This is a genomic window from Rhodoferax sp. GT1R46 (genome assembly GCF_056521285.1).
Genome location: NZ_JBWMBC010000003.1, coordinates 55,625 through 75,379 on the forward strand (window position 1 = coordinate 55,625; position 19,755 = coordinate 75,379).

Consider the following 19,755-nt stretch of genomic DNA (forward strand, 5'->3'; position numbering starts at 1 on the left):
ATCGCTCTCAATCATCTTCGGCGGCATCAATATCCGGAAACAGCACTTCGGTGTAGCCAAACTTCGAGAAGTCGCGCACACGCATCGGGTACAGCTTGCCAATCAGGTGGTCGCACTCATGCTGCACCACGCGGGCGTGGAAACCGTCTACCGTGCGGTCAATGGGGTCTCCGTATTGATCGAAACCGGTGTACCGAATCTGGGACCAGCGCGGCACCACACCCCGCAGGCCGGGGACGGACAGGCAGCCTTCCCAATCGTCTTCCTCGGCCGCGCTCAAGGGGGTGATCACCGGGTTGATCAGCACCGTGGGGGGCACCTGCGGGCGGTCGGGGTAGCGCGGATTTAAATCGTTGGAGCCAAAGATCACCAGCTGCAGATCGACGCCAATTTGCGGGGCTGCCAGGCCCGCGCCATTGACGGCGCGCATGGTGTCCAGCAGATCGCTGATGAGCAGGTGCAGGGCATCGGAATCAAAGTCGATCTCGGGCACCGGCTGCGCGACGCGCAGCAGGCGCGCATCACCCATTTTGAGAATGTCATGTACAGCCATCAGTTGTTTCCTTCCAGCAAGGCGATCATCGCCGCCTCGTCAATAACCGCCACACCCAGTTCCTGCGCCTTGGTGAGCTTGCTGCCGGCCTCTGCCCCGGCCAGCAGGTAATCCGTTTTCTTGCTGACGGAGCCAGCCACCTTGGCACCCGCGGCTTCGAGCCGGTCTTTGGCGTCATCGCGGCTCAGGGTGGGCAAGGTGCCGGTAATCACAAAGGTTTTACCGGCCAGTGGCTTGGGGGTCTGGGCTGCAGGTTCGCCCTCTTCCCACGTGACGCCACAGGCGCGCAATTGCTCCACCACCTCGCGGTTGTGCGGCTGCTCGAAGAAGGTGCGCAGACTCTCCGCCACGATGGGCCCCACGTCGGCTACCGCCAGCAACTGCTCTGCTGACGCGTCCATGATGGCGTCAAGCTTTCCGAAATGCTTTGCCAATGCTTTGGCCGTGGCCTCGCCCACATGGCGAATGCCCAGGCCGAACAGGAAACGCGGCAGCGTCGTTTGCTTCGATTTTTGTAGCGCCTCCAGCAGGTTCTGTGCGGACTTGTCGGCCATTCGGTCCAAGCCCGCCAACGCCACCAGGCCCAGGCGGTACAGATCAGGCAGGGTGTTGACAATGCCCGCTTCTACCAGCTGGTCGACCAGTTTGTCACCCAGGCCCTCCACCTCCACGGCGCGGCGCTGCGCAAAGTGCAGGATGGCCTGTTTGCGCTGGGCGCTGCAAAACAGCCCACCGGTGCAGCGGTAGTCTGCCTCGCCCTCTTCGCGCACTGCGACTGATCCGCACACCGGGCAGATGCGGGGCATGGTGAACACCGGGGCATCGGACACGCGCTTTTCCACCAGCACCGACACCACTTCGGGAATCACATCGCCCGCCCGACGCACGATGACGGTGTCGCCCACCCGCACGTCCTTGCGGCGGGCTTCGTCTTCGTTGTGCAGTGTGGCATTGGTCACGGTCACACCGCCAACAAAAACCGGGGCCAACTTGGCCACCGGGGTGAGCTTGCCGGTGCGCCCCACCTGCACGTCAATGCCCAGCACCGTGGTGAGCTGTTCCTGCGCAGGGTATTTGTGCGCCACGGCCCAACGCGGTTCGCGGGTCACAAAACCCATGTTTTGCTGCAGGGCCAGGCTGTTGACCTTGTAGACCACGCCGTCAATGTCGTAGGGCAGCTGGTCACGCTCACGTCCCATGCGCTGGTGATACGCTATCAATTCAGGAGCACCCTGCGCAATTCCCACCTGGGCTGCGACCGGAAAACCCCATGATTTCAGGGTTTGCAGCAGCCCGTAATGGGTCTCAAAGGCGGGCCCGCCCTGCTCTACCGGTGTGACTTCGCCCACGCCATAGGCAAAAAAGCTCAAGGGTCGTTGTGCAGCAATGCGGGGATCGAGCTGGCGCACCGCACCGGCGGCCGCATTGCGCGGGTTCACAAAGGTTTTCTCCCCTTTTTCGCCCTGTGCAATGCGCTGGCGCTGGCGCTCGTTCAAGGCTTCGAAATCATCGCGCCGCATGTAGACCTCGCCCCGCACTTCAAGCACTGGAGGTGCACCGGCGGGCAAGCGCAGAGGAATCTGGCCAATGGTGCGGATGTTCTGCGTTACATCCTCTCCATATTCCCCGTCTCCGCGGGTGGCTGCCTGCACCAACACGCCGTGCTCGTAACGCAGGTTCATGGCCAGGCCGTCAAATTTGAGTTCGACCACATACTCCACAGGCGGATCGGCTTCAGTCAGACCCAGCTCTTTGCGGACCCGGGTGTCAAAATTGTGGGCCCCGGTGGCTTCGGTATCGGTCTCGGTGCGGATGCTGAGCATGGGTACCGCATGACGCACTGGTGCGAACTGGTCCAGCGGTTTGCCACCCACCCGCTGTGTGGGTGAATCCGCCGCCACCCACTCGGGATGCGCTGCTTCCAGAGCCTGCAGTTCCTGGAACAAGCGGTCGTATTCCGCATCGGGAACCGAGGGCGCATCCTGAACGTAGTACTGATGGGCATACCCATGTAGCAAACGGCTCAATTCTTCCATTCGCTGTTCGTCAGAGGGTTTCTCAGCGTCCGCCTCCGCTGCTGAGAACAAATCCAGATTGGCCATCATTCGACCCCGCCGATCGCTCAGGAAAACAGGCGACGCGCCAGCAGCGAGCCCGCTGCCAGATCCCGTTGTTCGAGCATGTCGTAAAGCGATTGCAATTCGGTGCCAATCACATCCATGGTCTGTGGAGCCAGTGGCTGGCCATTGTCATCCGTCACCACGCCGTCCATGGTTTGCGCCAGAGCCATGGCTGCTTCGCGCATGCGCTCAAAGGGTTGTTCGCCGCGCTCCACCTGGGGTACGTCCAGGTGCAGCGACAGCTCCCGGATGGCCGACTGTGCCGGGTCTTCTGCCAGGGCAGCCTGGGAATCAAAGCTCAAAACCAGCAGCGGCGCCATGCCCTCCGCGCTTGCGGGCAGCACCATCCGCCCCGGAATCACACCCGCAACAAACCCGAGACGCGATGCGTTTTGCGCAATGTAGCCCGGGCTCCACGACGCATTGCGAGCCCGGATGGTGAATCCCAATTGGGCATCGTGTGCGCTGGCGAACTGGTCCAGCTCGCGCGCCCTGGCCACTTCGTCCCGCATTTCAGGAAACTCAGGCGTGCCATTGATGGTGTCGGCAAACGCCTGCGTCTTGACGACAAACTCGGAATACTCGATCTCATTGAGCGCGCCAGACCGGTTGGCCAACTGCACTCCGGCCTGAAAACCACCGTAACGCTGCCCCGCCGCCGGTGGCTCCCATACCAGCGACTGCAGGTTGTAGCCTTCAATCGCAAACGGCTTGCTGCCCGCCCGCCGTGTGGCGGGCAGGGCGGCCAGTGCGGCCTCACCGGACACGGCGGTCGCCGGGCCATCCAGCGCAATGGTGGCAATTACATCAATCAACGAATCCATGACGGGACGCCGGGCGACTGCTGGCAACGGAAAGGGGTTGGTATCGAGTTCCGGCTCCGTCAGGGTCGGCTCCCGGCCTGCCACGGGAAGTCCGTCGGAGCCAGCCTCTGGCAGAGCCTGCCTGGGCGCGTTTTTGCGCGCGCTCCAGGCACCGTGGGCGACCACAGCGGCCAGGATCACTCCACCCGCAACCGCCAAACCAATCTGTAAATTACTCATGCTTTTCGTCGATCCATCAGGCCAGCTCAGCCAGTGTGATGGCGGACTCCATGTCCACGGCAACAATGCGCGAAACGCCTTGCTCCTGCATGGTCACGCCAATGAGTTGTTCGGCCATTTCCATCGCAATCTTGTTGTGACTGATGAAAAGGAATTGGGTTCCCTTGCTCATGCTGGAAACCAGTTTGGCATAGCGCTCGGTGTTGGCGTCGTCCAACGGCGCATCCACCTCATCGAGCAGACAAAACGGCGCCGGGTTGAGCTGAAAGATCGCAAACACCAAGGCAATGGCCGTCAGAGCCTTCTCGCCACCCGACAGCAAATGAATGGTCTGGTTCTTTTTGCCCGGCGGCTGCGCAATCACCTGCACACCGGAGTCCAGAATTTCATCACCGGTGATCACCAGCCGCGCGTTACCCCCACCAAACAACTCGGGGAACATCAAGCCAAAGTGGTGGTTCACCTGGTCAAAGGTGCCGGAGAGCATTTCGCGCGTTTCCGCGTCGATTTTGCGAATGGCATCTTCCAGCGTTTCCATGGCCTGTGCCAGATCGGTGTTCTGGGCATCCAGAAACTGCTTGCGCTCGCGCGCTGAAGCCAGTTCGTCCAGCGCAGCCAGATTGACCGCGCCCAGGGCGGCAATCTCGCGGTGCAGGCGGTCAATCTCGCCTTGCATGCCAACCAGGCGCACGTTACCTGCCAGTATGGAGCGCTCCACGGCCTCCAGGTCGGCTTGGGCATCTATCAATTGGGCTTCGTATTGTTCAAAGCCCAGGCGCGCAGCCTGTTCCTTGAGCTGGAATTCGGTGATGCGCTGGCGCAGCGGATCGAGCTCGCGCTCCAGTTGCATGCGCCGCTCGTCGCTGGCGCGCAGCTTGGCGGTGAGGTCGTCGTATTCGCTGCGCCGGGCGCCCAAAGCCTGCTCGCGGTCGAGTTTGAGGGCCAAGGCGTTTTGAAGTCCCGCTTGTGCTGCCGCGTCGGTCAGGCGGGTCAACTCGTCTTGGGCGCGCTGCAGCTCGGCATGGATGGAGTCGGTTTGCTGGGTGGCGGTGTCAATCGTACGGGCCAGCTCGGCGTTGCGCGCCTGCAGGCTGCGCTGTGCAAAGGTGGCCTCCTGCGCCTGGCGCTCCAGGCTGCGCTGCTGCTCGCGGCACTGGGTCAGCTTGCGCTGGACTTCAATGACCCGCTCATCCAGTTGCGCATGGCGCTCCTGGTTGTCGGCCAACTGCATGTCCAGCGACTCAAACCGGCCTTCAGCGGTCTCCCGGCGCTCCTGCAGATCGTCCAGCTGGGCATTCACCTCGGCCAGATCCGCCTCAATTTGCGCACTGCGCGCACGCGCCTGTTCGGCCAATTGCGACAGGCGCAAGGTTTCAACCTGCAGGGTATGTGACTGGGTTTGTGCCTCGGTTGCCTCGCGACGCACACTGACCAGGCGCTGTGAAGCGTCGGCATAGGCGGCTTCTGCGCGTACCAGTGCGGCGCGGGCTTCGTCCGAAATCATGACCTGGGCGCGCAGTTCCTTCTCGGTATTTTCGATTTCCTGCGCGCGTGCCAGCAGACCGGCCTGCTCGGAGTCCTGCGCGTAAAAACTCACGCTGTGCGCGGTGACCACATGGCCCGATTTGACGTAAATACTCTCGCCAGGCTGCAGCTGGCCGCGCTGGGCCAGCGCGTCCTCGAAACTGGACGCCGTGAAACAGCCCTGCAGCCAATCCATTAGCACAGCCTTTTGACCTGCATCGTTCAGGCGCAACAGATCGGACAAGCGGGGCAAGGCGGCAGTGCGTTCAGGCACCGCGGCAAGTGGCGGACTGAAAAACGCCAGCTTGGCCGGCGGTGCGTCGTTGGCGAAGGCGCGCACCATTTCCAGACGGGACACCTCCAAAGCCGAAAGCCGCTCGCGCAGCGCGCCCTCCAGGGCATTTTCCCAGCCTTGTTCAATGTGGATACGACTCCACAAACCCTGCAAACTGTCGAGCCCATGCCGGGCCAGCCAGGGTTGCAGTTTGCCGTCGGTCTTGACTTTTTCCTGCAACGCCTTGAGCGCCTCCAGACGCGCAGACAAGTCGGCCTGACGGGAGGATTCGGCGTTGACCCGCTGCTGCTGGGTACGCCGGGCCTCGTCGCGCTGCGGCACCTGCTCCTGCAACTCTTGCAGGCGGCCATCGGCTATCGCGGCAGACTCCTGTGCTGCCTCCAGTTGCATCTGCAGGTTTTGCAGCCGCGCCTCGTCGGGTGCAGCCAGTGCATTGCGGTCAGTGGCCAACCGCTCGGCACGCGTGGAGACCTGGCGAGACTGCTCCTCGATGCTGCGCTGCTCGGCAGCCAGCACCTGAATCTGCTGCTGTACCTGCATCACGCTGCCACGCTGGTCATTGGCTGCGGTTTGCGCCGCAGTCAACGCGTCCTCCAGGTCAGGCAATTGCTGCGCCTGCTCTTCCACCTGCGCGGCCAGCAGTTCGGTTTGCTCGTCGCCCAACAAGGCCAGTTCGGCCAGTCGCTCAATCTCACCCAGTGCATCGTCCTTGCGCGTGGCCCACTGCCCGACTTGCTCCTGCAAGGTCACAAGGCGCTGTTCGACGCGTTGCCGCCCCTCGACCACGAAGCGGATCTCGGCCTCCAAACGGCCCACGTCGGTGCTGGCCTCATAGAGCAGCCCCTGGGCCTGGTTGACCTGGTCACCCGCTGCGTAGTGGGCCTGGCGCACGGTTTCGAGATCGGACTCAATATGGCGCAGATCCGCCATGCGGCTTTCGAGCGCATTGACCGCGCCCTGCGCATCTGCTTTGACCTTGGACTGGTCCGCCAGCGCCTCGGCGCGCTTCAAGAACCATTGCTGCTGCTGCTTGAGGCTGACATCCGCCTGCAAGGTGTTGTATTTGAGGGCCACCTCGGCCTGCTTTTCGAGCTTTTCGAGATTGGCATTGAGTTCGCGCAGGATGTCCTCGACGCGCGTGAGGTTCTCGCGGGTGTCCGACAAGCGGTTTTCGGTCTCCCGCCGACGCTCTTTGTATTTGGAAACCCCGGCCGCCTCTTCCAGAAACAGGCGCAACTCCTCGGGCTTGGACTCAATAATCCGGCTGATGGTGCCCTGACCGATGATGGCGTAAGCGCGTGGGCCCAAGCCCGTACCCAAGAACACGTCCTGCACGTCCCGGCGGCGCACTGGCTGGTTGTTGATGAAATAGCTGGAGGTGCCGTCACGGGTGAGCACGCGCTTGACCGCAATCTCGCCAAACTGGCCCCATTGGCCGCCGGCGCGATGGTCTGCGTTGTCAAATATCAGCTCTACGCTCGCGCGGCTGGCGGGTTTACGCGTGTTCGTGCCGTTGAAAATCACATCCTGCATGGATTCGCCGCGCAGTTCGCTGGCACGGCTCTCGCCCAGCACCCATCGCACCGCATCCATGATGTTGGATTTGCCGCATCCGTTGGGCCCCACCACGCCGACCAGTTGGCCCGGCAACAGGAAGTTGGTGGGCTCGGCGAACGATTTGAACCCGGATAACTTGATGGAATTGAGACGCACGAAAGAAAGAAATTAGGCAGAACGGTCGATGATACCGTGTGCGGTCGTCAAGCCTGCCTTGGCGGCGCGCATCACAAGCACCTCACTCAGTTACGCAGCGCCACTTCGATTTTGTGCGCCAGTGCCTCCAGCGAGGGCGGTTTGACGAGATAGCCGGACACCCCTAGCGGCACGGCTTCACCGACGGTGGCCTTGCTGGAGTCGGCGCTCAAAAAAATCACCGGGATGTTGCTGATCTGATTGTTCGACAGTGCGCGCATTTGCCTGACGAAATCAATGCCGCCCATGGGTAGCATGTGGATGTCGGTCAGTATCAGATCGGGCTTGACTTTGGCGACTTCCCGCAACGCAGCGGCACCGTCTTCGTAGGCAAAGAGATCCAGGATGCCAATACGCCTCAGGGTGCCCAAAATGAAAGCACTCATGACGCGCTCATCCTCAATCACCATGATTCGCGCTCTTTTTATATCCACGTCAACACTCCATCCCAATGCAAATAGCCAGCGTGCCTGAAAAAACTCAGTGTCGGCAATTGACACACGGTCCCACCCGCCAAGTCTATTACGGAAAATCTGCCGACTCGCCGGCGGGTTCGCGCATACTGCTTCCCTTTGGCGACTTCGAGGAAATCCCTATGACACTGTGTCCGATCGCGGTCGTAACCGGCTGCGCAAAATGCGCGGCTTTCAAGATTTGCCCACTCAAAGGCGTCATCGGCGACCAAGCGAAGCCGTCTGCGACAGAAGCGCCCAAGAAAGCGGCGCGCAAAACAAAGAAATAACACGATTGCCCGGCGCAGCAGTCATTCGTTTGCAGGCAGCAACGCCAGATACCGGTCAATCTCAAGCTGCAACGCCTGCAACTGGGGCATGAGCGCCGAGTAGGCCCGCCCCACCTCCAGTGCAACGCCAGATTTACTCAATTGCTCCACCTTTTCCAGGTGCTCGCACAGGGTGGGAGTACAAAAAATGGGCATGCATCCCTTCAATGAATGCAGCAATCGGCTGGCCCCGGTGGCGTCTTCGGTGTCCAGAAGATGGGCGATCTGCGGGACGTCCCGCTCCAGGAGCTCTTGAAGCATAGGAAGCATATTCCGCAGAGCCTCAACGTTTCCGACCTGCCGCAGTGCACGCGGAACGTCCAGGTACATCAGTGAATCTCCATCTGGGGAAGTGCTCAACATCCATTGCTCCTGGCACGATTACGATCAAAAAATACCGCAGGCGGCAGCCGCCGACAGTGTAGCGACTGCTCGGGGATAATAGTGGCCCATGAACCCGAACTTGTCCCACTTGCAGGCTTACCCGTTTGAGCGCCTGCGCCAGCTGTTTGCCTCCGTCACCCCCAACCCCGCTTACCGCCCCATCAGCCTGGGCATTGGCGAACCGCGGCACCCTACCCCCGCATTGATCAAGCAGGCCTATTGCGATGCCATCATGGCTCCGAACGGCGGGCTTTCCACCTACCCCGCCACGGCGGGGGAGTTGGGGCTGCGCCAGTCGATTGCCGGCTGGCTGCAGCGCCGCTACGGACTGGCACTGGATGTGGCGACCCAGATCCTGCCGGTCAATGGCACACGGGAAGCCCTTTTTGCCTTCGCGCAAACCGTGGTCAACCCCGTGCTGGCCAGCGAAAAGAAGGAGCCGGTGCTGGTCGTTTGCCCCAATCCGTTCTACCAGATCTATGAGGGTGCGGCCATTCTGGCAGGCGCCGAGCCTTACTTTGTACCATCCAACCCGGCACGCAACTTTGCGCAGGATTGGGATGGCGTACCCAGCGAGGTCTGGGCACGCACCCAACTGCTCTACGTGTGCTCCCCCGGCAACCCCACTGGTGCCGTCATGCCGCTGGAGGAATGGCAAAAGCTGTTTGCACTGAGCGATGAATACGGCTTTGTAATTGCGTCAGACGAGTGCTACAGCGAGATCTACTTCCGGGAAGAGCCGCCGCTAGGAGGGCTGGAAGCTGCTGCGCGCCTGGGCCGCCCCGACTTCAAGAACCTGCTGGCTTTCACCAGCCTGTCCAAACGCAGCAATGTGCCCGGCATGCGCAGCGGTTTTGTTGCGGGCGACGCCCAATTGGTCAAGCAGTTCCTGCTGTACCGCACCTACCACGGCAGCGCCATGAGCACGGTCGTGCAGGCCGCGAGCATCGCCGCCTGGGATGACGAACAGCACGTGCGTGACAACCGTGCACAGTACCGGGCCAAGTTCGCCCAGGTGACACCCCTTCTGGCGGATGTGCTGGATGTTGCCCTGCCTGATGCGGGCTTCTATTTATGGGCTGGCGTGAAAGGCAGTGACACCGATTTCGCCCGCGACCTGCTCGCTCTTTACAATGTTACTGTTTTGCCAGGCAGCTACCTGGCGCGCGAGGCCCAGGGCCACAACCCTGGCGCCAACCGAATCCGCATGGCATTGGTCGCTGAAACCGCCGAGTGCGTGGAAGCGGCCCAGCGCATCGTCCAGTTTGTTCAATCCCGAGTCTGAAATTCAACTAAAACCCAACCCCATGAGCCAACAACTCCAAACCATCATCGACGCCGCGTGGGAAGACCGCGCCAACATCACTCTGCAATCCGCTTCCAGTGAAGTACGAGAAGCCGTGGAACATGTGATCCAGGGTCTGGACGAAGGCAGCCTGCGCGTCGCCACCCGCGAAGCGGTCGGCCAATGGACCGTTCACCAGTGGATCAAAAAGGCGGTGCTGTTGAGCTTTCGGCTGCGGGACAACGAGATCATCCAGGCGGGCCAACTGGGTTTCTATGACAAAGTGCAAACCAAGTTTGCGGACCTGTCGCCCGAAGAAATGCGCGCCACCGGCGTTCGCGTGGTACCACCGGCTGTGGCCCGCCGCGGCAGCTTTGTTGCCAAAGGTGCGATTTTGATGCCCAGTTTTGTGAACATTGGTGCCTATGTGGACGAAGGCACCATGGTCGACACCTGGGCGGCTGTGGGCTCCTGCGCACAGATCGGTAAAAACGTGCACCTGTCGGGTGGCGTAGGCATTGGCGGCGTGCTCGAACCCATGCAGGCCAACCCCACCATCATTGAAGACAACTGCTTCATCGGCGCACGCTCCGAAGTGGTTGAGGGCGTGATTATTGAAGAAAACTCGGTCCTGTCCATGGGTGTTTACATCGGACAGAGCACACCGATTTACGATCGCGCCGCAGACACCGTGAGCTACGGCCGCGTGCCATCGGGTTCGGTGGTGATCAGTGGAACCCTGCCCAAAGACGGTGGCAAATACAGCCTGTACGCGGCCATCATCGTCAAGCGCGTGGATGCGCAGACACGGGCAAAAACCTCGCTCAACGATTTGTTGCGCGATTGATTCACCTGAACCCCAAGCAAGGCTGACTTATGGCAACGACCAGCGCACCCGGCACGATGGACCGGATTCTTCGCCTCATGAGCGAAAAAAAGGCGTCAGATGTCTATCTGTCGGCACATTCACCCGCGCTCATCAAGATCAACGGCCAGTGCGTCCCGATCAATAGCCAGTCCTTGCCTGCTGATGCGCCCCGCAACCTGCTGGCTGAAGTGCTGCCCGCTGAACGCATGGCCGAACTCGAAGCCACAGGCGAGCTCAATATGGGTTTTCCTCTGGAGGGTGTCGGGCGATTCCGGGTCAGCGCCATGCGCCAGCGCGGAACCATTGCCGCAGTGTTTCGCTTTATTGCCGTGGAGGTTCCACCACTGGCCAACCTGTCGGTTCCCACGGTACTGGGTGACCTGATCATGGAGAAGCGCGGGCTGATCCTGATGGTCGGCGCCACCGGCGCGGGCAAGAGCACCACGCTGGCCTCGATGATCGATTTCCGCAATGAAAACGTGGCAGGCCACATTCTGACCATTGAAGACCCGATTGAGTTCTTGTTCAAGAACAAAAAATCCGTGGTGAACCAGCGCGAAATCGGCACCGATACGGAGAATTTGCAAGTGGCGCTGAAGAACGCGTTGCGGCAAGCGCCTGACGTGATCCTGATTGGGGAAATTCGCGATCGCGAAACCATGTCGGCGGCGATTGCCTATGCGCAATCCGGGCACCTGTGCCTGGCAACCATGCACGCGAACAACAGCTACCAGGCACTCAACCGTATTCTGAACTTCTACCCCATTGAGGTGCGACAGAGCATGCTGGGCGACCTGGCCGCAGCCATGCGGGCCGTCGTGTCACAGCGCTTGCTGCGCTCCACCACCGGCAGCCGGGTTCCTGCGGTAGAGGTCTTGCTCAATACCAAGCTGATTGCGGAGTTGATGGAAAAAGGCGACTTTTCCGGAATCAAGGAAGCCATGGAGAAGTCGATGGCTGAGGGCTCCCAGTCCTTTGAGCATGACATAGCGCGCCTGATTGTGGAGGGCCAGGTGGACCGCAAGGAAGGTCTGGCGCACGCCGACTCGCCCACCAACCTGATGTGGCGCATGCAAAACGACTTTCATAAAGCCGCCCAGCCCGTGGCGGCGCCGGAAGAAGATGAAGAAGCGTCGTTTACCGAGATCACCCTGGACGTGAAACATTGATGAGTGCAACGCTTTACCTGGCTGAGCAGCTGATTGCGCGCGCATCCGTCACCCCCACCGACGCCGGCTGCCAGGACCTGATTGCCCAGCGATTAACCGCGATAGGCTTCGTCTGCGAGACCATCGTCAGTGGCCCGGCCGACTTCTCCGTCACCAATTTATGGGCAAAACGGGCTGCAGCCCCCGTAGAATATGCGCAGGCAGCTACTGATTCGATAGCAAAGCGTGCGCAGCCCAAGACGCTGGTGTTTGCCGGCCACACCGATGTCGTGCCGACGGGGCCCCTGACCGAATGGCGCAGCGCCCCGTTCACGCCCAGCCACCGCGATGGCAAGCTGTATGGCCGTGGTGCCAGTGACATGAAAGTTTCGCTGGCCGCGTTTGTCGTGGCCATCGAAGAATTCATTGCAAGCAACCCACAGCATGGACTGAACATCGCCCTGCTGCTGACCAGTGACGAAGAAGGCCCGGCAAACGATGGCACGGTTGTTGTCTGCAATGCACTGAAAGCGCGTGGTGAGACACTCGACTATTGCATCGTCGGCGAGCCCACGTCGGTCGAGCGGACCGGCGACATGATCAAAAATGGCCGGCGCGGCACCATGAGCGGCAAGCTCACGGTCAAAGGCGTTCAGGGCCACATTGCGTACCCGCACCTGGCCAAAAACCCCATCCATCTGATGGCGCCTGCGCTGACTGAGCTGATCACCATTCAATGGGACATGGGCAACGCCTTCTTCCCGCCCACCACCTGGCAGGTGAGCAATATCCATGGCGGCACCGGTGCCAGCAATGTCATTCCCGGCACTATCGTCATCGACTTCAACTTCCGTTTTTCCACCGAGTCCACCCCCGAGTCACTGCAAAAGCGCCTGACCGGTGTGCTGGAAAAACACGAACTCGAATATGACCTGACCTGGACTGTCGGCGGCCTGCCCTTCCTGACCACACCGGGTACGCTGGTGGATGCCGTGCGCGACGCGATTGCAGCCGAGACCGGCTTGACAACCCAGCTCTCGACCACCGGAGGCACTAGCGACGGACGCTTCATCGCGCAGATCTGCCCGCAGGTTATCGAGATGGGACCGCCCAACGCCACCATCCACAAGATCAATGAGTACGTGGCCGTGGCGGACATTGAGCCCCTGAAAAACATCTACCGCCGCGTGCTGGAAAATCTGGACCAACAGGAACGTGAGGCCCGTGCATGACCCTGATTGAACTGATCGAGTCGGGCGCGCAGCAACTCACCGACGCCAGGGTGTCGTTTGGTCATGGCACCACCAATGCAAAAGACGAGTCCGCCTGGCTGGTGCTGTGGTGCCTGGGCTTGCCACTGGATTCCGCCCTGGATGGCGAAGAATCCATAGCCAATCAGCCTGTAGCCCCCGTAGATACTGCGCGGGTAGCTACGCTTTTAGGAGCGCGCATCAGCACCCGCAAGCCTGCGGCCTACCTGACAAACGAGGCCTGGTTGCAGGGCGTGGCGTTTTATGTGGATGAGCGCGTGATCGTGCCCCGCTCACTGATTGCCGAGCTGCTGGTCGACGCCACCATTGACTACTGGCTCAAAGAGTCCACCCATACCGTGCTGGACCTTTGCACCGGCAACGGCAGCCTGGCCATCCTCGCCGCCATGACCTACCCCGATGTGGAAGTAACAGGCTCCGACCTGTCGGCTGACGCACTGGCCGTGGCTCGCATCAATGTAGACAGACACGGTTTGCAGGACCGCGTGACCTTGCTGGAATCCGACGGCCTGGGCTCATCCGAGCTGCAAGCGCGCGGGCCGTTCGACCTGATCCTGTGCAACCCGCCCTATGTCAATGCCCAGAGTATGGCCGCGCTACCAGCCGAATATTTGGCTGAACCCGCGCTGGCGCTGGACGGCAACACCGCTGGCGGCAGTGACGGCATGGACTTTATCCGTGCGCTGCTGAAAGACGCCCCGAAAAACATGACACCAGGCGCAGTCCTGGTGTTGGAGGTTGGCAATGAGTGCCAACACTTTGAAGCCGCATTTCCAAAACTGGAAGTGATCTGGCTGGAAACCAGCGCTGGTGATGACCAGGTCTTGCTAATTACGCGCGAAGCGCTTTTGAAATGATCACTCTGAAAAATGTCATCTTGCGCCGCGGCGCAAAGGTGCTGCTCGACGGCGCAACCGTCACCCTCAATCCCGGAGAAAAAGTCGGTCTGGTGGGGCGCAATGGTGCGGGCAAATCGTCGCTGTTTGCACTGCTCAACGGTAACCTCCATGAAGACGGGGGCGAGTACTACATTCCCACCCAATGGCGCATGGGCCAGGTCGCCCAGGACATGCCAGAGACCGATCAGGCCGCTACCGACTTTGTGGTCGATGGCGATACCCAGCTGCTGGCCGCGCAGGACGAAGTGACCGCGTCTGAAGCCACCGACGACTACGACCGCATGGCTCACGCCTACATGGCCTTGCAAGACGCGGGCGCACACGATGCCCCCGCCCGCGCGCAAGCGCTGATTCTGGGTCTGGGCTTCAAAAGCAGCGAGCTCAACAACCCGGTCAACAGCTTCTCGGGCGGCTGGCGCATGCGCTTGCAACTGGCCCGTGCGCTGATGTGCCCGAGCGATCTGCTGCTGCTGGACGAGCCCACCAATCACCTGGACCTGGATGCTTTGGTGTGGCTGGAGGCCTGGCTGAAAAAGTACGAAGGCACCATGGTGGTCATCAGCCATGACCGCGAGTTTCTGGATGCAGTGACCAACGTCACCCTGCACATCGACGCGGGCAAGCTGGTGCGCTATGGTGGCAACTACAGCAAGTTTGAAGACCTGCGCGCCGAGCAGATGGCCCTGCAACAAGGCGCCTATGCCAAGCAGCAGGACAAAATCGCCCACCTGCAAAAGTTTATTGCCCGCTTCAAGGCCAAGGCCAGCAAGGCCAAGCAGGCGCAGAGCCGGGTCAAGGCGCTGGACCGCATGGAGAAAATCGCGCCGCTGCTGGCGGATGCAGATTTCACCTTCGAGTTCAAGGAGCCCGCCAACCTGCCCAACCCGATGTTGTCCATGAGTGGCGCCAGCTTTGGCTACCCACCGCCTGAAGACGCACCCGAGGGCACGCCCCCCACCGTGATCGTGCGCAATGTGAGCCGCTCGGTGTTGGCGGGGCAGCGTATTGGTATTTTGGGTGCCAACGGCCAGGGCAAATCAACACTGGTCAAAACCATCGCCCGTGACCTGAAGGAAATCGGCGGCGAAATCACCGAAGGCAAGGGTCTGAACATTGGCTACTTCGCCCAGCAAGAGCTGGACGTGCTGCGCCCGGCCGACACCCCGCTGGAACACATGATTCGCCTGGTCAAGGAAGTCACTGCCGCTGGCAAAATTTCCGGCCAGCAAACCCGTGAGCAAGACTTGCGCAGCTTTCTGGGCACCTTCAACTTCGGCGGTGACATGGTCAAACAAGCCGTGGGCAGCATGAGCGGTGGCGAAAAGGCTCGCCTAGTGTTGTGCATGATTGTGTGGCAGCGCCCCAACCTCTTGCTGCTGGATGAGCCAACCAATCACCTGGACTTGGCAACCCGCGAAGCACTGGCCATGGCGCTCAACGAGTTTGAAGGCACCGTGATGCTGGTCAGCCACGACCGTGCTCTCTTACGCTCGGTGTGCGACGAATTCTGGATGGTGTCCCGCGGTGGTGTGGAACCGTTTGATGGCGATCTGGATGACTACCAGCGCTACCTGCTGGACGAAGCCAAGCGCATGCGTGAAGAGGCCAAAGAGGCGGCCAAGGCCCCCGCGAAACCGGCTGCGGTTGCCGCTCCGGTTAAATCAAAGGGCAAGGGCGACACTTCACCCAAATCCAAGAAGGCGCTTGACGATGTGGAATCCCGCATGAAGGTGCTCAACGGAGAAGGCGCACAACTCGAAGACCGCTTGTCCACCAATCCGCACCCCTCGGAGATTGCCGAAATTGGGCGCAGCTTGAAGCTTGTCAATGACGAACTGGCACAACTGGAAGACCAGTGGCTGGAGTTGTCCAGCCGCAGCGAGACCACCGGTGCGTGACGCAGGAAAGTAACTGGATGCGCGCTGAATACCTGATGGACCAGGCGATTGCGCTCACCTACCGGTGGGCGGGATACGCCCTGCTGAACTGGGCCGACGATGCTGCACTCATGGCGTTGATGTTCTGCTGAGCAGTTAGCCCTACAAGAGCCAAAAAAAAAGCCTGCTCACTTTTCAGTAGCAGGCTTTTTTGTACCCTTTCGGGCCATCTGGTGGGATCTGAGAGATTCGAACTCTCGACCTACGGATTAAGAGTCCGCTGCTCTACCAGCTGAGCTAAGATCCCGGAAAATCGTGATCACTAATGAAAATGCCCGGAACCGTGAGGTACCAGGCATTTACAAAATACTGGTGGGACGTGCGGGGGTCGAACCCACGACAAACGGATTAAAAGTCCGCTGCTCTACCAACTGAGCTAACGTCCCGACAGGTCATATCAATGTTACTTGTTACACCCTGCGAAGCTTTAAATTATAGCGTTTTTTCGCTCTCGATTTGAGAGCGGTTGGAAATTTTATCAATCACCCAACCCGCCGCGCACAAACCGAATGTAGCGGTCACCGTTACCAGCGAACCGTATCCGTGACAGTTGAGCGAATTATCTTCTTGTATTGCGCACGATGCATCGGCGGCGGCCACGGCCTCCCGGCTGAACACACACTGGACTGCCATCTTCTTGCCCTCGCGTGGAGCATTGTGTGACTTGCGCAACCGGTAGCGTACTTGCGCTAGGAGCGGGTCATGGGTGGTTTCACTCAGGTCCGCTATATCGACCTTGTGTGCGTGGCGTTTTCCGCCCGCTGCGCCAACACAGATAAAAAGCGTCTTGCTGCGCCGCGACCAGTCCGCCATCGCAGTCTTCGCCTTAACCTGATCGCACGCATCAATGACCGCATCCACGCCAGCAGGAAGGAGGGACAACCAATTGTCTGGCTCCACAAACGCGTCAATGCAGATCACCTTGCAATGAGGATTGATGAGCGCGATGCGCTGCCGCATCGCTTCAATCTTTGCCATACCGACGGTGGATGTCAAAGCGTGGACCTGTCGATTGATGTTGGACTCAGCCACATGGTCCATATCAATCAGCGTCAATTGGCTCACGCCGCTTCGTGCCAAAGCCTCAGCGGCCCATGACCCTACACCGCCAATGCCCGCGATGGCCACGTGTGCATCGCGCACTGCCTTGGCTCCGGCGACGCCGTATAAGCGATCCAGTCCGGAGAAGCGTCGCTCCAGGGCTGATGCATCAATTTCTGGCAGGGGCTCCCCGAGCCGTACATGAACGTCAGTCAAGGGCGACCTTACCGAAAGCGCGCCAAACGGTCCTTGGCCGCGGCTGCGGCCTCTGATCCTGGGTACTTGGCGACCAACTCTTCAAGCGTTTTGCGCGCCGACTTGGTGTCCTTCATTTCCAGCTGACAGTTTGCAACAGCCAATATCGCTTCCGGGACCCGCATATGGTCAGGAGTCGATGCGACCAAGGCCCGGAAACTGGTCAATGCGTCCTTGTAATCTTTGGTGGCATACTGCGCGTTACCCAGCCAAAACAATGCAGACGGACGGTACCCGGTATTCGCATTCCTGTTCAAGAAGTCGACAAAAGTAACCTGCGCCGCAGCAAACTCGCCTCTGCGAAAAGTGGCCATCGCAGCGTCATAGTCACGCTTTTCAGAAATTTCTGCCACAAACTCGCGACCATCCAGTGTGACGCGGGTAGGTTCGAATTTGCGCAATCGTTCATCCACGGACTGCGTGGCATCCTTCTGACGTCTTTGCACCTCAGCCAACTCACGGGCCATCTGTTCGTCTTGACCACGCAGCTTCGCCAGTTCACCACGCGTGATTTCGAGCTGGTTTTGCAACTCGATGAGGCTGCGGCGCAACTGAGAGGTGTCCTCGACTGATCTTCTTGTTTCTTCCGCGAGCTTCTGGTCCGAATCAGATCTGACCGTGTCGATTCTTTGGCGCAAGTCCAGTATGGCCCTGCGAGCCTCTTCATCGTCAAAAAGGCCAGCACTTGCATGACCAAAGGTCGTCACCAATGTAACGACCACAGCCATGCGCATCGCTCGTGAAGCCATATAAAACGAATAAGAATTCATCGGTAAGAAATTTCGGCACGGCGATTCTTCGCCATGGCTGCTTCCGTTGAGCCCAGTTCCGCAGGTTTTTCCTTGCCGAAACTCACGGCTTCAATCTGATTTTCAGAAACGCCCAACAGACCCAGCGCGCGGCGTACGGCTTCTGCCCGCTTCTGGCCCAAAGCAAGGTTGTATTCACGTCCACCACGTTCGTCGGTGTGCCCTTCAATCGCGACTTTCTTGTTTTTATCGGCTTTGATGAATCGGGCATGGGATTCAATCACGGACTGAAATTCCGGCCGAATGACGAAGCTGTCGTAGTCAAAATAGACCATTCGGGCGGTCGATTGCATGGCAGCATCCTGGTTGGCCTTGCCAAGGTCGACAGCAGCGACGCCGCCCTGACCTACGCCGCCAGCATTGCCCCCACTCATTGCGCCTGACCCGACACTCGCGCCAGATTTATCTTCAACCGGTACGTTGTCCAGCTTGACCGGTGAGCTGCAAGCGGTTACCAACGCAGCAATACCAACCGCCAATATCAGTCGATTCATCCAATACTCCTAGTTAAATTGCAATCACTTTTGCACGGGACCCCAATCGGGCTCCCGAATGTCACCACTTTTACCCGCCAGTCGGGCCTTGATTTTTCCATCAAGCGTTGTCGTCATCAACGCCTCGCGCCCTTGCTGCTGGGTCGCGTAAATGATGAGTCTGCTATTGGGAGAAAAACTGGGATTCTCATCTGCAGTGGTGTCAGTAACCGGATTTGCCGCGCCCGACGCAATGTCCATAACATGCAGCTTAAAGGCGCCGCTTATTCGGGAAATATAGGCCAGCCATTTCCCATCGGGACTGATCGATGGAGAAATGTTGTAAGTGCCGGAAAACGTGACCCGTTCTGGATTGCCACCTGATGCGGGCATGCGATAGATCTGCGGCGAGCCACCACGATCGCTTACAAAATAGATGGTTTTACCGTTTGGAGTGAAGGTTGGTTCGGTATCAATGGCGCTGGATTGGGCGAGCCGCCTTGGCTCGCCGCCGGTCGCATCCATAAGATACAACTGGGAACCGCCGTCACGACTTAAAGTTGCCGCGAGCGTTTTTCCATCGGGTGACCAGGCCGGCGCACTGTTGGAGCCCTTGAAGTTGGCGACCAACCTACGCTTTCCGGTCGCGACATCGTGGACAAAAATCACGGGCTTGCGGGACTCAAAGGACACATAGGCAATCTGGGCTCCGTTCGGCGCCCAGGTTGGAGAAATGATGGGCTCGGAGCTGTTCAATGCGCTTTGTGCGCTCTCGCCGTCAGCGTCTGCCACCCAAAGGTTGAATGATTGTCCAACTTTGGTTACATATGTAATGCGGGTCGAAAACACGCCTTTGTCACCGGTAAGCTTCTCATATACAAAGTCTGCCACACGGTGCGCGGCCAGTCGGAGATCGCCAGAAGTCACGGCATAACTTTGCCCGCCCAGATCCTGCCCACGGACTACGTCCCAAAGGCGCATGCGTACATCAAAGCGGCCATCAGCAAGACGACTAATGCTACCGGTTACTAAAGCGTCGGCCCCTTTCTGACGCCAGGCAGACACTTCCGGTCTGGAACCCTCATCCAGCGAAAAACCACCGGCGTCCACACCACGAAATTGGCCGCTACGCTCCAGATCAGCCAACACAATGGACGCGATCTTCTGCGGCGCAGCGTCATCACCCCGAAAAGCGACCACGGCAATCGGTAACTGCGTCAAGCCAACTCCAGACACCTCAACCCGAAACTGGGAAAAAGCCGGAAGGCACACAAGACCTGCAAACAAACAAAACAAAAAACGTTTCAACATGGCGCC

16 protein-coding genes and 2 tRNA genes are annotated in these 19,755 nt (G+C 59.7%); 6 read left to right on the top strand and 12 right to left on the bottom strand.

The features are described from left to right. Positions 1–7 precede the first annotated feature (7 nt). The 6 genes from def to AC097W_RS08830 all read right to left on the bottom strand — a co-directional run bounded on the left by def (position 8) and on the right by AC097W_RS08830 (position 8,329). A complete protein-coding gene (gene def / locus AC097W_RS08805; RefSeq protein WP_479602131.1) occupies positions 8–553 on the bottom strand; it encodes a peptide deformylase in 546 nt (181 codons plus the stop codon). Beyond that, positions 553–2,655, bottom strand: coding sequence for an NAD-dependent DNA ligase LigA (gene ligA, locus AC097W_RS08810; RefSeq protein WP_479602424.1), 2,103 nt, complete (start codon positions 2,653–2,655; stop codon positions 553–555). Before ligA ends, def begins: the two co-directional genes overlap by 1 nt. Before the next feature lie 20 nt (positions 2,656–2,675). After that, a complete protein-coding gene (locus tag AC097W_RS08815) occupies positions 2,676–3,716 on the bottom strand; it encodes a cell division protein ZipA C-terminal FtsZ-binding domain-containing protein (protein WP_479602132.1) in 1,041 nt (346 codons plus the stop codon). 16 nt (positions 3,717–3,732) lie between these two features. Further along, the gene (gene smc, locus AC097W_RS08820; protein ID WP_479602133.1) at positions 3,733–7,248 is read right to left on the bottom strand and encodes a chromosome segregation protein SMC; all 3,516 of its coding nucleotides are present in this window, start codon (positions 7,246–7,248) and stop codon (positions 3,733–3,735) included. Between the two features lie 86 nt (positions 7,249–7,334). Continuing rightward, positions 7,335–7,721: a response regulator gene (locus AC097W_RS08825; RefSeq protein WP_479602134.1), complete on the bottom strand. Its 387-nt coding sequence runs from the start codon at positions 7,719–7,721 to the stop codon at positions 7,335–7,337. A gap of 329 nt (positions 7,722–8,050) precedes the next feature. Further along, positions 8,051–8,329 (bottom strand): Hpt domain-containing protein, encoded by a 279-nt coding sequence (locus AC097W_RS08830; protein WP_479602135.1) that lies wholly within the window; start codon positions 8,327–8,329, stop codon positions 8,051–8,053. 190 nt (positions 8,330–8,519) lie between these two features. Between AC097W_RS08830 and dapC the strand changes: the two genes are divergently transcribed. The 6 genes from dapC to AC097W_RS08860 are packed head-to-tail and all read left to right on the top strand — an operon-like array spanning position 8,520 to position 15,821. Continuing rightward, a complete protein-coding gene (gene dapC, locus AC097W_RS08835; protein ID WP_479602136.1) occupies positions 8,520–9,737 on the top strand; it encodes a succinyldiaminopimelate transaminase in 1,218 nt (405 codons plus the stop codon). Positions 9,738–9,759: 22 nt separating this feature from the next. After that, the gene (gene dapD / locus AC097W_RS08840) at positions 9,760–10,584 is read left to right on the top strand and encodes a 2,3,4,5-tetrahydropyridine-2,6-dicarboxylate N-succinyltransferase (protein ID WP_479602137.1); all 825 of its coding nucleotides are present in this window, start codon (positions 9,760–9,762) and stop codon (positions 10,582–10,584) included. Positions 10,585–10,613: 29 nt separating this feature from the next. Further along, positions 10,614–11,774 carry a PilT/PilU family type 4a pilus ATPase gene (locus tag AC097W_RS08845; RefSeq protein ID WP_479602138.1) on the top strand — a complete coding sequence of 387 codons (1,161 nt, stop codon included), beginning with the start codon at positions 10,614–10,616 and terminating at the stop codon, positions 11,772–11,774. Next, a complete protein-coding gene (dapE, locus tag AC097W_RS08850; protein WP_479602139.1) occupies positions 11,774–12,985 on the top strand; it encodes a succinyl-diaminopimelate desuccinylase in 1,212 nt (403 codons plus the stop codon). The genes AC097W_RS08845 and dapE overlap by 1 nt, the downstream gene beginning before the upstream one ends. After that, the gene (gene prmB / locus AC097W_RS08855) at positions 12,982–13,881 is read left to right on the top strand and encodes a 50S ribosomal protein L3 N(5)-glutamine methyltransferase (RefSeq protein ID WP_479602140.1); all 900 of its coding nucleotides are present in this window, start codon (positions 12,982–12,984) and stop codon (positions 13,879–13,881) included. Before dapE ends, prmB begins: the two co-directional genes overlap by 4 nt. Continuing rightward, complete coding sequence (locus AC097W_RS08860; RefSeq protein ID WP_479602141.1) at positions 13,878–15,821, top strand: ABC-F family ATP-binding cassette domain-containing protein; 1,944 nt, start codon at positions 13,878–13,880, stop codon at positions 15,819–15,821. The genes prmB and AC097W_RS08860 overlap by 4 nt, the downstream gene beginning before the upstream one ends. Before the next feature lie 210 nt (positions 15,822–16,031). Here AC097W_RS08860 and AC097W_RS08865 read toward each other — a convergent pair. The 6 genes from AC097W_RS08865 to tolB form a co-directional block, all read right to left on the bottom strand. Then, a tRNA-Lys gene (locus AC097W_RS08865) sits at positions 16,032–16,107 on the bottom strand. A gap of 63 nt (positions 16,108–16,170) precedes the next feature. After that, a tRNA-Lys gene (locus AC097W_RS08870) sits at positions 16,171–16,246 on the bottom strand. A 46-nt stretch (positions 16,247–16,292) separates the two neighbouring features. Beyond that, the gene (locus AC097W_RS08875) at positions 16,293–17,117 is read right to left on the bottom strand and encodes a tRNA threonylcarbamoyladenosine dehydratase (protein WP_479602142.1); all 825 of its coding nucleotides are present in this window, start codon (positions 17,115–17,117) and stop codon (positions 16,293–16,295) included. Positions 17,118–17,125: 8 nt separating this feature from the next. Then, on the bottom strand, positions 17,126–17,905 hold the full coding sequence (gene ybgF / locus AC097W_RS08880) for a tol-pal system protein YbgF (RefSeq protein WP_479602143.1): 780 nt from the start codon (positions 17,903–17,905) through the stop codon (positions 17,126–17,128). Between the two features lie 17 nt (positions 17,906–17,922). Further along, positions 17,923–18,459, bottom strand: coding sequence for a peptidoglycan-associated lipoprotein Pal (pal, locus tag AC097W_RS08885; RefSeq protein WP_479602144.1), 537 nt, complete (start codon positions 18,457–18,459; stop codon positions 17,923–17,925). Between the two features lie 24 nt (positions 18,460–18,483). After that, positions 18,484–19,749 (bottom strand): Tol-Pal system beta propeller repeat protein TolB, encoded by a 1,266-nt coding sequence (tolB, locus tag AC097W_RS08890; protein WP_479602145.1) that lies wholly within the window; start codon positions 19,747–19,749, stop codon positions 18,484–18,486. Between the last annotated feature and the right edge of the window lie 6 nt (positions 19,750–19,755).